General features: G+C 43.5%; 16 protein-coding genes and 1 pseudogene. 11 read left to right on the forward strand and 6 right to left on the reverse strand.

What is annotated here, in order from left to right:
* Positions 1–10: 10 nt before the first annotated feature.
* Genes trkA through def form a run of 4 tightly spaced genes read right to left on the reverse strand, consistent with a single transcriptional unit; the run spans position 11 to position 4243 of the window.
* On the reverse strand, positions 11–1420 hold the full coding sequence (gene trkA, locus Q4533_RS08680; protein WP_303502605.1) for a Trk system potassium transporter TrkA: 1410 nt from the start codon (positions 1418–1420) through the stop codon (positions 11–13).
* A 29-nt stretch (positions 1421–1449) separates the two neighbouring features.
* Positions 1450–2733 carry a 16S rRNA (cytosine(967)-C(5))-methyltransferase RsmB gene (rsmB, locus tag Q4533_RS08685; protein WP_303502606.1) on the reverse strand — a complete coding sequence of 428 codons (1284 nt, stop codon included), beginning with the start codon at positions 2731–2733 and terminating at the stop codon, positions 1450–1452.
* On the reverse strand, positions 2733–3722 hold the full coding sequence (fmt, locus tag Q4533_RS08690; protein ID WP_102475875.1) for a methionyl-tRNA formyltransferase: 990 nt from the start codon (positions 3720–3722) through the stop codon (positions 2733–2735). The genes rsmB and fmt overlap by 1 nt, the downstream gene beginning before the upstream one ends.
* Positions 3723–3730: 8 nt before the next feature.
* Positions 3731–4243, reverse strand: coding sequence for a peptide deformylase (gene def, locus Q4533_RS08695; RefSeq protein ID WP_206747599.1), 513 nt, complete (start codon positions 4241–4243; stop codon positions 3731–3733).
* A 135-nt stretch (positions 4244–4378) separates the two neighbouring features.
* On the opposite strand from def, the gene Q4533_RS08700 reads away from it, so the two are divergent.
* The 7 genes and pseudogenes from Q4533_RS08700 to Q4533_RS08730 form a co-directional block, all read left to right on the forward strand.
* Positions 4379–5482: a LysM peptidoglycan-binding domain-containing protein gene (locus Q4533_RS08700; protein WP_198589321.1), complete on the forward strand. Its 1104-nt coding sequence runs from the start codon at positions 4379–4381 to the stop codon at positions 5480–5482.
* A gap of 83 nt (positions 5483–5565) precedes the next feature.
* Entirely contained in the window at positions 5566–6579 is a 1014-nt protein-coding gene (gene dprA, locus Q4533_RS08705; RefSeq protein ID WP_102436454.1) for a DNA-processing protein DprA, read from the forward strand.
* 2 nt (positions 6580–6581) lie between these two features.
* Positions 6582–7055 carry a DUF494 family protein gene (locus Q4533_RS08710; RefSeq protein ID WP_076541718.1) on the forward strand — a complete coding sequence of 158 codons (474 nt, stop codon included), beginning with the start codon at positions 6582–6584 and terminating at the stop codon, positions 7053–7055.
* Positions 7056–7187: 132 nt separating this feature from the next.
* Positions 7188–7751 (forward strand): type I DNA topoisomerase, encoded by a 564-nt coding sequence (locus tag Q4533_RS08715; RefSeq protein ID WP_102436456.1) that lies wholly within the window; start codon positions 7188–7190, stop codon positions 7749–7751.
* A 93-nt stretch (positions 7752–7844) separates the two neighbouring features.
* Positions 7845–8411, forward strand: coding sequence for an L-threonylcarbamoyladenylate synthase (locus Q4533_RS08720; RefSeq protein WP_102436458.1), 567 nt, complete (start codon positions 7845–7847; stop codon positions 8409–8411).
* Between the two features lie 39 nt (positions 8412–8450).
* Entirely contained in the window at positions 8451–9371 is a 921-nt protein-coding gene (hemF, locus tag Q4533_RS08725; protein WP_102475877.1) for an oxygen-dependent coproporphyrinogen oxidase, read from the forward strand.
* A gap of 44 nt (positions 9372–9415) precedes the next feature.
* Positions 9416–9549 (forward strand): annotated as a pseudogene (locus Q4533_RS08730) (coproporphyrinogen III oxidase); the annotation flags it as partial.
* On the opposite strand, the gene Q4533_RS08735 reads toward Q4533_RS08730, so the two are convergent.
* The gene (locus Q4533_RS08735) at positions 9546–9983 is read right to left on the reverse strand and encodes a group II truncated hemoglobin (protein WP_102436288.1); all 438 of its coding nucleotides are present in this window, start codon (positions 9981–9983) and stop codon (positions 9546–9548) included. The pseudogene Q4533_RS08730 and the gene Q4533_RS08735 overlap by 4 nt on opposite strands.
* A gap of 186 nt (positions 9984–10169) precedes the next feature.
* Between Q4533_RS08735 and Q4533_RS08740 the strand changes: the two genes are divergently transcribed.
* The 4 genes from Q4533_RS08740 to Q4533_RS08755 are packed head-to-tail and all read left to right on the forward strand — an operon-like array spanning position 10170 to position 13998.
* On the forward strand, positions 10170–11552 hold the full coding sequence (locus tag Q4533_RS08740; protein WP_102531182.1) for an amidohydrolase: 1383 nt from the start codon (positions 10170–10172) through the stop codon (positions 11550–11552).
* An 11-nt stretch (positions 11553–11563) separates the two neighbouring features.
* Positions 11564–12832, forward strand: a complete 1269-nt coding sequence (locus tag Q4533_RS08745) for an amidohydrolase family protein (RefSeq protein ID WP_102436284.1) — start codon at positions 11564–11566, stop codon at positions 12830–12832.
* 46 nt (positions 12833–12878) lie between these two features.
* On the forward strand, positions 12879–13694 hold the full coding sequence (gene aroE, locus Q4533_RS08750; protein ID WP_102475880.1) for a shikimate dehydrogenase: 816 nt from the start codon (positions 12879–12881) through the stop codon (positions 13692–13694).
* 25 nt (positions 13695–13719) lie between these two features.
* A complete protein-coding gene (locus Q4533_RS08755) occupies positions 13720–13998 on the forward strand; it encodes a DUF1488 domain-containing protein (RefSeq protein WP_102436280.1) in 279 nt (92 codons plus the stop codon).
* Between the two features lie 74 nt (positions 13999–14072).
* Here Q4533_RS08755 and Q4533_RS08760 read toward each other — a convergent pair whose 3' ends face one another.
* On the reverse strand, positions 14073–14624 hold the full coding sequence (locus tag Q4533_RS08760; RefSeq protein WP_102436278.1) for a gamma carbonic anhydrase family protein: 552 nt from the start codon (positions 14622–14624) through the stop codon (positions 14073–14075).
* Positions 14625–14831: the final 207 nt, after the last annotated feature.

Genomic DNA, 14831 nt, shown 5'->3' on the forward strand with positions numbered 1-14831 from the left:
AATGGTGACGCTAGAAGAAAAACGCGCTCGGTTGGAACAGCTTCTCTACATCGCCAATGAACTTTTTATTTACTAAAAATAGAATCACATGATCTCCTTCTTCGATGACGGTTTTATCATGACCCATAATCACTTCATCATTTCTAACGATAGCGCCAATGGTCGTTCCTGGGGGTAATTTTATTTCGCTGATTTGCTTGCCAACCACTTTTGAGGTGGAAGAGCTACCATGGGCTATGGCTTCGATAGCTTCGGCTGCGCCGCGACGTAATGAATAAACGTTACAAATATCGCCTTGGCGGATATGGGTCAATAAAGCTGAAATGGTGGTTTGCTGTGGTGAAATAGCAATATCAATATTCGCCTCTTGAACAATATCGACATAGGCTTCACGCTGAATCAGCACCATCACTTTCTTGGCGCCCATTCTTTTTGCAAGCAATGCCGACATAATGTTCGCTTCGTCATCATTGGTGACAGCAATAAACACATCTGTTTGGTCAATGTGTTCTTCTAGCAGTAATTCTTGATCCGATGCATCACCATTAAAGACTGTGCAGTTTTCTAGCTTTTCAGACAGGCTTTCAGCCCGCTCTAAGCTGTGTTCAATTAATTTTACCGAGTGCTTTTTTTGTAATCTTTTTGCTAAGCCATAACCAATATTACCGCCACCGGCGATCATGATATTACGGTAAGAATTATCCAGCTTTTGCATTTCACTCATCACCGCTCGCACATGGCGGGTATCGGCAACGAAAAACACTTCATCATCGGCTTCGATAATGGTGGTACCGCGGGGCATAATCGCTTTGCCTTTACGGAAAATAGCCGCAACCCGGGTATCAATATTCGGCATATGTTCACGCAGCGTTGCCAGCGCGTTACCCACTAATGGCCCACCATAATAAGCCTTAATGGCCACTAGGCTTAATTTGCCTTTAGCAAACTCGAGTACTTGCAGTGCGCCAGGGTATTGCACTAAACGTTCAATATAGGCGGTAACAAGTTGCTCTGGGGCAATCAATTCATCAATAACAAAGCCACCACGTAATTTGGTGTCACTGTTTTTAACTTCGGTATTGATGAACAATTTGTCGCGCTGCTCAAGGTAAGCTTCTGAGCGGATCCGGGCTATTTTGGTTGGGGTGCCAAATAAGCTGTATGCAATATGGCATGCAGCCATATTGCATTCATCACTATTGGTGACTGCAATTAGCATATCGGCATCTTCTGCGCCGGCCCTTTTTAAGGTGCTCGGGTGAGCACCATGGCCGATGACGGTTTGCAAATCGAATTTATCTTGTAAGTATTTAACTCTGGCGCGGTTATTATCCACTAAGGTGATGTCGTTATTTTCACCGACGAGGTTTTCAGCCAGTGTGCCGCCAACTTGGCCTGCGCCCAAAATAATAATTTTCATTGCTGTGCGGGTATCCCTACTAAACGAGCTTAAAGCGCTTTAACTAAACGTGCGTAGTAAAAGCCATCACAATTGTTTTGGCCTGGTAGCAATTGCCAACCAATATCATCAGCAGATGATTGTTGGGCGATTGGTACTAATGTCGCATCGCTTGTTCTTTGTAAAAATTGCTCTATTTGCTGGCTGTTTTCTTCTGGCAAAATTGAGCAAGTGGCATAAAGGATGGTGCCGCCGGGTTTCAGCCATTTCCAGCAATGATCAATGATTTGTTGTTGCAGTAAAGCCAGTTCATCAATATCACTGTTTTTACGTAGCCACTTAATGTCAGGGTGGCGACGAATGACACCGGTTGCAGAGCAAGGGGCATCTAATAAGATCCTGTCAAACTTTTCACCTTGCCACCAAGTATCAATATTGGCTGCATCACCATGAATAACTTGCGCTTTTAATTGTAATCTGTCCAGATTTTGTTGCACACGCTCTAAGCGTTTTTCATCAAAATCTACCGCGACTAGACTAATGTTTGGCGCAGTTTCTATTAGATGGCAGGTTTTTCCGCCGGGTGCAGCACAGGCATCAAGAACCAGTTCATTAGTTTCTGGTGCTAATAGCGTTGCTGCCCACTGCGCGGCCCCATCTTGTACTGAGGCTGAGCCTTCAGCAAAACCGGGTAATCGCATTACATCTGTTGGACTAGCAAGTAAAATCGCATCATCACTCGCACCGGCACTGGCTTCTACTTCTTGTTCAGCAAGTAGCGCTAAGTATTGCTCACGGGTTTGTGATAGCTGATTGTTGCGCAGCCACATTGGTGGGCGTTGATGGCTTTGCTCAATAACTTGTTGCCATTGATCTGGGTAGGCCGATTTTAGGCGTTTAATAAACCAAGCAGGAGTATTGTATTTCAGGGTGTCGTTGTCAGTATTTAGTGGTGCTTCTTTACGTTGAATATTACGAAGAACACCATTAACCACTTTAACTAAACCATCAAATTTCATTTGGCGGCAGGCTTCAGCGGTTTCTGAAATGGCCGCATGAGCAGGAATTCGAGTGAAGTAAAGCTGATAACAACCCACCAATAATAATTGGTGCAATATACGCTGCTTACCTTTAAAGGGTTTGCTTAAGCAGTCACTGACACATTTATCCAGTTGTGGCAGTTGACGCATTACGCCATAACAAAGTTCTGCTAATAGGGCTTTGTCTTTACTATTTTCGAGATGTTGTTGTTGATCTGGCAAGGCCACCGATAGTGAAATGCCTTTCTCAAGTACATTGAAAATGGCTTTGGCTGCGAGCGCTCTAACATTCATTATGGCTGTGCCTCATTGTCTTCTTTCGCGACTGGGTTAAAGTTTACCCCTGGGGCAAACCAGTCTGCGCGTGAGTTAAGAATATCTGCGACAGGCATTTGCTTTTTACCCGGTAATTGCATGACTTGTAGCTGCAAAGAGCCTTCGCCTGTAGCGACGGTGACACCTTGCTTATTGCTGTCTAGTACGGTACCAGGTGTGGCATTAGTGCCATTACTATCAACAGCATTATTGTAACTCGCTTGCCATACCTTGATGGTATTGCCTTGGTGGCTAAAATGACTAGCTGGCCAAGGGTTAAAGGCGCGAATTTCTTGCCATAATTGTTTCGCAGGCTTAGTCCAATCTATTTGAGCTTCTTCTTTAGATAACTTTTCAGCATAGTTAGCTAAAGATTCATCTTGTTGTTCAGCAACGAGGGTGCCTTTGCTTAAACCTTCAAGCGCTTCTATTAACGCTGGCGGTCCTTGTTCGGCTAATTTGCTATACAAGGTTGCAGAAGTGTCGGTGTCTTCAATTTTAAGCGACGTTTTAAGTAACATGTCACCAGTATCTAAACCGATATCCATTTGCATAATCGTGACGCCAGTTTCGCTGTCACCAGCCCAAAGCGCGCGCTGGATTGGCGCGGCGCCACGCCAGCGAGGCAATATAGAACCGTGTACATTAATACAACCCAGTTTTGGCGTATCTAATACTATCTTTGGCAGGATTAATCCGTATGCAACGACGACCATAATGTCAGCGTTTAAGGCAGCAAGCTCTGCTTGGGCATCCTCTTTGCGTAATGATGGCGGCTGATATACAGGGATATCGTTGGCAACAGCAAGCTGCTTTACCGGGCTTGCTTGCAGTTTTTTGCCACGGCCCGCAGGTCTATCTGGCTGCGAATACACCGCAATCACATTGTGGTCGGAATTAATAAGTGCCTGCAAATGTAAAGCGGCAAAGTCTGGCGTGCCAGCAAAGATAATATTTAACGGTTTCAAATGGAGTCCTATGCTTCTTTTGCTTCTAAACGGGCTTCTTTCTCAAGTTTAGTCTTGATACGGTCACGTTTCATTTTTGACAAGTAATCGACGAACAACTTGCCTTTTAAATGATCCATTTCGTGCTGTAGACAGATGGCAAATAGCTCATCCGCTTCAACCGTAAACTCTTTACCGTGACGATCTTGGGCTTTTAAGGTAACAAATTCAGCACGATCAACTTTAGCGTAAATGCCCGGAACCGAAAGACAGCCTTCTTCATTAGTGAACTCGCCGCTTTTGCTGACAATCTCAGGATTAATGAAAATGGTCGGACGCTCAACTTCATCCTGCAGGTCCATCACAATTAATTGTTGATGGAAATCTACCTGAGTAGCCGCAAGTCCAATGCCTTTTTCCTCGTACATTGTTTCAAGCATGTTATCTATTTGGGTTTGCAAAACCTCACCAAAATCGGTGACAGGCTTAGCAACTGTGCGTAATCTTTCATCTGGAAAACGTAAAACTTTTAATAATGGCATATATAAACTCTTAACAAGTCTGTCAAATTTCAGCCAGTTAGCTATACTGGCTTGGTTAATGGGTTAATTTTAATCCTTACTGACTATCAATAACAGCAAAAGCTCTAATAAAGAGCTAAACACATGGAATGAACCATGAAACGGATATTTTTACTCGCGTTTTTGACACTAAGTACCATAGCCTCAACCTTGGTTTTGGCTGATAAATTAACATTAAAGTCTGGTCACCCCGATTCATATATCGTTAAAAAAGGCGATACGCTGTGGGATATATCAGCCTTTTTCTTAGACGATCCTTGGCGTTGGCCTAAATTATGGGGCGCAAATCCACAGATTGCGAACCCGCATTTAATTTATCCTGGCGATCGACTCACCTTAGTGTTTATCGATGGACAACCACGGTTAGTATTAAAGCAGCATATCAAAAAAGGCCCTGAAGGGCGCATTAGCGACAAAGGTGGTCCAATCCCTGCTATTGATTTATCACTGATCCAGCCTTATTTGGTGCAAAACCGAATCGTAGACCCAGAATGGCTTGATGGCTTGCCAATGATCCTTGCTGGTGAAAGTCCATCTCGTCATCATACAGTAGGAGATGTGGTTTATATTAATGCCAATTTACCTGTTGGTGAAAAGCTGGCGGTATACCAAGAAGGTAGAGAGTTTTTTGATAAAGAAAATAGCGAGTTACTAGGGCAAGAAATTATTTTGACTGCCAGTGGTCGAGTGATTGAATCTGGCGACATTTCAAAAGTGCAATTACTGAGTAACTTACGCGAATCGAAAGCCGGTTTTAAAGTTGCACCGGTAGAAGATGAAGCGCTGATGTCAGCTTACTTTATTCCTAAAGCGGCGCCAGAGTCTGTGCCTGCTAACGTGTTAGCCATTGAGAAAGATATTCGTGAAGTTGGCAAGCTAGATATCGTTTATCTTGATAAAGGGGCTGTTGATGGTATCGACACCGGTCATGTGTTTGGTATTTATCGCAATGGTGAAACCATTGTCATCAATAGTGACGGCATGCCGGTATCAACCATTGATCGTAGTGCTTACGACAACTTAAAAGCCAAAATATCTGACGATAATGCTATTACCATGCCTGATATTTTCCATGGCAAGTTAATGGTGTTTAAAGTTTTCGAAAAGACCAGTATGGCGATTATTATTGCCAATGAACGTCCTGTGCGAGTTGACGATAAGTTAGTCACCCCTAAGACGACTGAGTTAAAAGGCGAGTAATCGATAATAAACTGGTCGACTGGCTAGTTGTTTGTGCAGTATCCGGGCTAGGACCCGCCCGGATTCAACAATTATTAACTCAAATGGATGTTGAGGAATTACGGCAACGTTTAGAGTTTGAAAAGCAGTCTTTGCCATTATCGGCAAAGCTGCTGTCTCAATGCCAAATTGATTTTGATAAAGTTGATTTGGCCATTGAGTGGCTTAATCTATCCCCGCAACATCACATTGTTACTTTGTCAGACCCTGACTATCCCGCATTACTGCAACAAATATCAGATCCTCCCGGAGTGTTATTTATTAAAGGCCAACTCGAAGCCTTGCTACGACCTTCAATTGGCATGGTGGGGAGTCGCAATGCATCCGTTGGTGGTTTGAATATGGCAAAGGCGTTAGCCACAGAGATGGTTCAGATGGGCTTTTCAATAACCAGCGGTATGGCGGCTGGGATTGATGGTGCAGCCCATAAAGGAGCAGTAGACAGTAATGGCGTAACCCTTGCGGTATTAGGTACTGGTGTTGAATGTATTTACCCTAAACGCCATAGCAATTTGTATCACCAAATCCAGCATCAAGGTTGTGTACTGAGTGAGTTTTGGCCGCAGGTTGGCCCCTATGCAGGTAACTTTCCTCGGCGAAATCGCATTATTAGTGGTTTATCACTGGGCACGATTGTTGTGGAGGCAACGCGCAAAAGTGGCTCGTTGATCAGTGCGCGCTTGGCGATGGAGCAAAATCGAGAAGTGTTTGCAGTGCCCGGCTCGGTGCTCGGTGGCTATAACCAAGGTTGCCATGACTTGTTAAAAAATGGCGCTAAATTGGTAGAATGTGCAACAGATGTTGTTGAAGAATTGTCCGCATTGACGCAGTTTCACCTTGAAAATGTCGCTAATCGTCACCATATAGCAGATAATACAACAAATTTGCCATTTTCTGCGCTGTTAGCTAGTGTAGGTTATGAGGCTACTAGTTTAGATGCAGTAGTCGAGCATAGTGGAAAGTCGATAGATCTGGTGTTAGTTGAAATGCTTGAACTTGAATTACAGGGCCAGGTGGCACAAGTGCCTGGTGGTTACGTCAGATTAGAGAGGAGATAACCATGTTTGATATCCTCATGTACCTTTTTGAAAACTATGTTCATAGCGAAGTAGAGCTATTAGTTGACGAAGATGAGCTTACCAAAGAGTTAACCCGAGCAGGTTTTCATCAAGCAGATATTTTGAAAGCCCTGTCTTGGCTAGAAAGATTGGCTGATTTACAAGAAGGTGATAAACCTTACTTGTGCAATCATGCCCAGCAGTCATTCCGTATTTATACCAAAGATGAAATGGATAAATTGGATGTTGAGTGCCGTGGGTTTTTATTGTTTCTTGAACAAATCCAAGTGCTCAGTGTTGAAACCCGTGAAATGGTCATCGAACGGGTGATGGCGCTAGATGAAACCACCCTAATCTTGGAAGATTTAAAGTGGGTGGTGTTGATGGTGTTATTTAATGTACCAGGCAACGAGTCTGCTTATGAGCAAATGGAAGATCTTATTTTTGAACAGCCTGATGGGCGGTTACATTCTTAAGTCTTTAAACCTATTGTCATGAGTTAACTAAATAAGGAGGCTAGGCCTCCTTTTTTGATCGTCAGCTTGGCTATTTTGTCATCCCTGTGTAACCTGAATAGGGTGACACCTTTATGTAATATTGAGAGTAAAATGTCTAAAATCGATCAGCAATTGTTTACTGTGCACGAGCATGCTTTGGAGAAAGAGTTTGAACTCTGCCCAAAGTGTGGCTGTGAGTTGTCAGTTAAAAATAGTAAACATGGTGGATTCATAGGCTGTAATAATTATCCTACTTGTGACTTTACGCGGCCTCTAGTTCAACATGAGTCCATTGAAACTCAAGTGATAGAAGGCTCTGAATGCCCAGAGTGTGGCAATGAGCTGGCAGTTAAGTCTGGCCGTTTTGGTATTTTTATTGGCTGTACTCACTATCCTGAATGTACTCACATTGAAAAACACGATCACGATGAAAATGCAGAGGTTATCAACTGCCCCCATTGTAAAAAAGGCCATTTAGAATCTCGTACCAGTCGCTTTGGTAAAACCTTTTTTGCCTGTAATACTTACCCTAAATGTAAGTACTTAGTGAATTTTCCGCCCCATAATGAATCTTGCCCTGAATGTAATTTTGGTATTTTAGTTGAGCGTAAGGGCGCAGCTGGAAGCCGTTTAGAATGCCCGCAGAAATCATGTAAATATAAGCGTCCAATATAACTTTTTTGACTCTATTCGCCTTATATCAGTATTTGTTCATATCCTTATTGTCTGTATAATTTATCGATAATTTATAAGATTAAAGGGTATTTCATGCAATTGTTGCATCCAACAGATGTTACTGAAGTGTTTGAGCAAGGAGAGGTGTTTGCTTATCCCACTGAAGCCGTTTATGGCCTTGGCTGCGATCCTGATAACCTATCAGCTATTCAAAAGTTACTTGAAATCAAACAACGTCCTTGGCAAAAGGGCGTTATCCTAGTTGCCAGCGACTATAAACAACTGCAGCCCTATATTGATGAATCACAACTCACAGAGGCACAACTTGCCTTTGCCTTTAGTAAGTGGCCTGGGCCTTTTACCTTTGTGATGCCAATTAAGTCAGAGGTTAGCCAATTATTATGTGGCGAGTTTGATTCCATTGCGGTGCGAGTTTCGGCTCATCCAGTGGTAAAAGCATTATGTGACGCCACTAATAAAGCCATTGTTTCAACTAGTGCTAATTTAGCCGGTCATGCGCCCGCACTGACCATAGCAGAAATTCAAGATACTTTTTCCACTACTGTTGCGGCTGTGATAACTGGTGATCTTGGTGCTCAGCGCCAGCCTTCAACCATTATCGATGCTCGTAGCGGCAAAATATTACGTAACGGACAGTAATTTAATAAAAATAATCGAATAAACAATAAGGAATTTGATATGGCAATGCCTGATGCCGCAGTCGTAAAGCAGTACCTGTTATCCCTACAAGCCAATATCTGTGCTGGTTTAGAAGCATTAGATGGAAAGGCCAGCTTTCAAGCGGAATCGTGGGAGCGCGCCGAAGGTGGTGGTGGCACCAGCAAGGTGATGACCGCAGGCCATGTATTTGAACAAGCTGGTGTTAACTTCTCCCATGTGATGGGCGCAGCAATGCCGGCATCAGCCACCGCGCATCGTCCAGAGCTAGCTGGACGTAGCTTTGAAGCTATGGGCGTGTCATTGGTTATCCATCCTAAAAATCCTTTTATTCCTACAACTCATGCGAATGTGCGCTTTTTTATTGCCCATAAAGATGGCGCTGATCCCGTATGGTGGTTTGGTGGCGGGTTTGATTTAACTCCTTACTATCCATTTGAAGAAGATGTGGTTTCATGGCATCAAACCTCGGCCGATATTTGCGCCCCATTTGGTGATGAGGTTTATCCCAAATATAAAAAGTGGTGTGATGAATACTTCTTTTTGCCTCATCGTAATGAAACCCGTGGGGTCGGTGGATTATTCTTTGATGATCTCAATGAGCCTGGTTTTGATAAGAGTTTTGAGTTTATGCAAGCCGTGGGTAATGGTTTCTTAACGGCTTATTCGCCGATTGTTGAGCGTAATAAAGATCTTGAATATAACGATGATGAGCGCCAGTTCCAACTGTACCGTCGAGGCCGTTATGTTGAGTTTAATTTGGTTTATGACCGTGGCACTTTATTTGGCTTACAAACCGGTGGTCGCACTGAGTCTATTTTGATGTCTATGCCGCCCTTGGTTCGCTGGGAGTATGGCTTTACCCCAGAAGAAGGCTCCCAAGAGGCGGAGCTATACGAGCGCTACCTTAAACCACAAGATTGGTTGAAGCTGGAAAGCTAGCTTTAAATGAGTCGGTATAATTTAGTCGACAGATTGGTGGGGCGGAATCGATTCTAATGTCTATGCTTCATCATTAGTTCGCTGGGAATATGGCTTTACCCCAGAAGAAGGCTCCCAAGAGGCGGAGCTATACGAGCGCTACCTTAAACCACAAGATTGGTTGAAGCTCGAAAGCTAATCTTTATTACGCATATTATTGGCAAGCTGCGAAATGGCCTGAAATATCACTTGTTGATGTTCAGGCTTTTTTATTGCCTCAGCAATGGCTTGCTCCATACAGGTTAACCATTGATCAACCATCGTTTGGTCAATATCAAACGGCATATGCCGTGCCCGTAATGCCGGGTGGCCATACTTTTGCTGATAAAGCTGTGGGCCACCTAACCAGCCACTTAAAAACTCAAATAACTTTTGTTGTGAATCTTTAATTGGAGCGCGATGAATAGCTAGTAGCGGCTGTGTGTCTTCACGGCTTTGCATCTGCTGGTAAAAGTTTTGGGCAATTAAGCGAATGGTCTTCTCGCCACCAATTAAATCATAGGCATTGGACTGATTTGGATCTCGGTCATCAGGTTGCGCCTTATTGCTAAAAAGTTTTTTTAACCAATTCATGGTATCGACACTGAGTACAAGTAATGAAAGTGGCTTGATTATAACGATTAATCCCGTTTATATCTCTCGCTTTACTAAGCCATAAACATATTTTGTTAATGTTTTGCTAAATTTATCTGTTGTGATGTCAGATGCTTATCGGATAACTTAGGCGTTCTAATAACAATAATAACGAGGACCGAGATCATGGCCAAGATGGCACCAAGATTAATTGTAATTGCGATTTCAACAGCCCTGCTTGGCTGTAACTCAGCCCAGCAAGACCCTAAAGTTAGTATTAATAAAAATCCCTACCCAAGTACTTACCAAGTGATGCCAAGAACATCGACCTTGCTGATTAACGCTACTGTGCTAACAGGTACAGGTGAAAGAATCGACGGCGCTGATGTCCTAATGATGGATGGCAAAATTAATGCGGTTGGCAGGCAATTAAGTCAAGACAATGTCACTGTGATTGATGCTAGCGGTAAATGGATAACCCCAGGTATTGTAGATGTTCACTCCCACCTTGGCGTGTATCCAAGCCCTAGCGCAGATGCCCATGGCGATGGCAACGAAGTGACCTCTCCCAATACCGCTGAAGTGTGGGCAGAGCATAGCGTATGGCCGCAAGATCCGGGGTTTAATCGTGCCCGTGAAGGTGGTATCACCACTTTACAAATCTTACCTGGCTCTGCCAATTTAATTGGTGGTCGCGGGGTGACCTTAAAAAACATCCCAGCAACCACCATGCAAGGCATGAAGTTCCCCCAAGCCCCTTATGGATTGAAAATGGCCTGTGGTGAAAACCCTAAAGGTGCCTATGGCAGAAAGCGTAAAGAAGCGCCCATGACCCGAATGGGTAATATGGCGGGTTATCGTCAAGCTTTCATTGAGGCCACTGAGTACAAGCGAGCTTGGGATAAATATGATGCGGATTATGCTGCTGGTTTAAACCCATCAGCGCCAGAGCGAGATCTTACCAAAGACACTTTACGCGGCGTGTTAGAGGGTGACATTTTAATTCATAACCATTGTTATAAAGCGGAAGAAATGGCGATGATGGTGGATTTAGGCAAAGAGTTTAACTATCACTCCGGTACATTCCACCATGCAATTGAAGGTTATAAAATAGCTGAGTTGTTAGCTGAAAATGGTAACTGCGCCGCAATGTGGCCTGATTGGTGGGGCTTTAAAATGGAAGCCTATGACATGGTGGTTGAAAATGCAGCCATCGTAGATGCGGTTAACAACTCCTGCGCTGTGGTGCATTCCGACTCTAGCGTGACCATTCAGCGCCTTAACCAAGAAACCGCCAAAATTATGCATAGTGCTAATCAAAACGGTTTTGATCTAAAAGAAGAACACGTTATTGGTTGGATCACCTCGAATGCGGCCAAGTCATTAGGTATTGCAGATAAAACCGGTTCCCTTGAAGTGGGTAAAAACGCCGATGTGGTAATTTGGAATAGCAATCCATTTAGTGTGTATGCCAAAGCTGAGCAAGTGTTTATCGATGGCGCCAAAGTGTTTGATCATCAAGACGATGCTTACCGCGCTAAAAGTGATTTCATGCTAGGTCAACAATAAGGAGCAATACAATGAAAAAGTTTAACCAATCACTGGTCGTTGGCGCTATGCTCGCGAGTTTGACCCCAATCATCGCGTCTGCTGCAACCACGGCAATTACTAATGTTAAGGTATATACCTCAACTGAACAGGGCGTACTTGATAGTGCTACGGTTGTCATTGAAGATGGCCACATCATCGCTGTAAATGCCAAGCAATCAAATGACTCAGCAGTTATTGCGGATAATATTATTGATGCAAAAGGCAGTGTATTAACCCCAGGCTTTATTGGCTCAATGAACTACTTAGGTTTGGTGGAAATCGGTCAAGAAAAAATAACCCGTGATGTTAATGCTAAAGACGCTGATATCAGCTTCGACCCAAGCTTAGCCTTTAACCCTAAAAGTAGCGCAATTGCCTTTGCCCGCAAAGGCGGCATTAGCCGCAATATCGTGGTACCAGGTGGTGGAGAATCAATTTTTTCAGGCCAAGCTATTGAAGTCGAGCTAACAGGACACTGGGATAGTGTGGTCGCAACTGAAAAAGCCGTATTGGTGCAGTTAGGCGCAGTGCATGAAGGCTCACGTATTATCGGTATGCAACAACTGATTAATAAACTTGAAGCAAGACAAACAGCTTTAGCTGCGGATAAACAAGCTGATGCTAAAAAAGCCGATGCGACAAAACCGCCAAGCAAAGAAGAGTTACTACTGAATGCTGTACTTGCAGGTGATATCACTATGGTGGTTGATGTCGACAGAGCCAGTGACATCTTGCAACTAATTAACTTAAAAGCTCGCTTTAACCTCGATTTGGTATTACTTAAAGCTGCCGATGCTATTGTGGTTGCAGAGCAATTGGCCGCCGCAAACATACCTGTGGTGATGGACGCGATGCGCAATTTACCTGAAAGTTTTGACTCTTTACATAATTCACTGGATAACGCCGGAAAATTAAGTAAAGCTGGGGTCAAAGTGATACTGGCGACACCGGGTGATGCCCATGGCATTTATGGTTTACGTTACGCAGCAGGTAATGCGGTTGCCAATGGCATGGATTATAATCAAGCCATGGCGTCAATAACCGCTAATGTTGCTGATATCTTCCATCTAGATGCTGGTCGCATTGCCACAGGAAAACCTGCAGATATGGTGCTTTGGAGCGGTGATCCATTTGAGTACAGTAGTGCGATTCAAACAATGTGGATTAACGGTGAAGTGCAAAACATGCAAAGTCGCCAAGATGAACTACGCGACCGCTATATTCAGAAGTCGACTATGCCACAAGCTTATACTCAATAAGCCATGCTCATAAGTTGAATTAATAATTAGGGAATAGAGAAAGTTAATGACCGATAAGTATGCAGTATTTGGCAATCCAATTGCACAAAGTAAATCGCCATTCATTCATACTGAGTTTGCGCGTCAAACTGGACAGGACATTAGCTATCAAGCAATTCTTGCACCTGTGGATCAGTTTTCTCAGTCCCTAATGGCTTTTTTCAATGACGGTGGCAAAGGCGCCAATGTAACCGCGCCTTTTAAAGAGCAAGCTTATGCCATATGTGATGAGTTAAGTGATCTTGCAAAACTGGCAGGAGCCGTGAATACCCTTATCTATTTAACTGATGGACGCATTCGTGGTGACAATACCGATGGTATTGGCTTAGTAAACGATGTCATGCAGCACTTTGGTGCTTTAAAGGGTAAACGCGTATTGTTAATCGGAGCGGGTGGCGCAGCACGGGGTTGCCTTAAACCATTACTAGAATCACAGGCTCAAGTAACCATATGTAATCGCACCTATGCTAAAGCGCAAACCTTGCAAGCTATTTTCGCTGAGTATGGACGTGTGCAGGCAACTCCCATCGATGAGCTCAATAACAGCTTTGATATTGTGATTAATTCGACTTCAGCCGGATTAGCTGGTGAGTTGATTAAATTACCTGAACAGATCATAGCAAGTCACACCAACTGCTATGACATGTCATATGGTGCTGAGACTACCTTATTTAACCAATGGGCATTAGCAAACGGCGCGCAATCCGTTGCCGATGGTTTGGGAATGCTGGTGGGACAAGCTGCACAAAGCTTTTATATTTGGCGCGGTGTTAAACCGGCTACTCAGGCTATTCATCAAACGCTAAGAGCACAACTTAAATAAACCAATAAAACACCGAGTACTCAAGATGAACCAAAGTGTAATATTTACCGATCTCGTTGAATGGAATACTCAACAACAAACAATGCTGTTTAGTGCTCAAGTGCAAGGCATGAATATCAATTGCATTGTTAGCAAGGAAAAGTTGTTACAGCTAATAAGCAGTGAACAAACTGCAGCTGAACAACCTATGCAAGCAGAACAGGCATTAGCAATATTCGAACGAGTACGTTTTGATCTAGAAGATATAGCCGAAGAGATGATAGAAGCAGAAGAATTTGATCCGCAGGGAAACATTACTATATAAGAGTCTTATCGCTTTACACAATCAATTATAGCCCTACTAGCTATTTCTATCATAACAGTAGGGCACAATTATAATTATCTTGTAGTCTGCAGATCTACTAAGTATTCATTTTTCAATCTGACATAGTTATCAGCTGATTGTGGTAAGAAAGCTATTTCATTATCAGTTAAGGGGCGAACCTGTTTACAAGGGCTTCCTACATAAAGAAAACCACTTTGCAGTACTTTCCCTGGTGGCACTAAAGAACCTGCGCCGATAATCACATCATCCTCAACAATTGCGCCATCCAATAAAATGGCTCCCATGCCAACCAAGACCCGATTACCAACCGTGCAACCGTGCAGCATAGCTTTATGACCAATAGTGACATCATCACCAATGATCAGCGGATTACCCTCAGGCTTTGATGGAGACTTGCGGGTCACATGAAGAACTGAACCATCCTGCACATTACTGCGCTTGCCAATACGAATAATGTTCACGTCACCACGGGCAGCGACCATAGGCCAAATACTCGCATCATGGTCTAGGGCGATATCACCCACTAAAACAGCTGTACTATCTACATAGACATTATCTGCCAATTGAGGATGAATACCTTGATAACAACGAATAGAGCTAAACATATAAAATCCCTGATTTGTTTAATTGCACCCAGTATAAAGCCAAAAAGTCGCTGTTGGGGGCTAAAAATGCATAAAAACTAGCTGATTAGTTTAAAATCCCAGCAAGCAAACAGGTAAAGGCATTTTTATGCATAAAAGCCCTTGCGCTAAATCTTAACTTGCCTATAATGCGCATCCACTGACACGGCGACAGGCCAATAGCCTCAA

Origin of the sequence: Shewanella sp. 6_MG-2023, assembly GCF_030547195.1 — a bacterium.
In the GTDB taxonomy this organism is placed as follows: Bacteria; Pseudomonadota; Gammaproteobacteria; order Enterobacterales; family Shewanellaceae; genus Shewanella.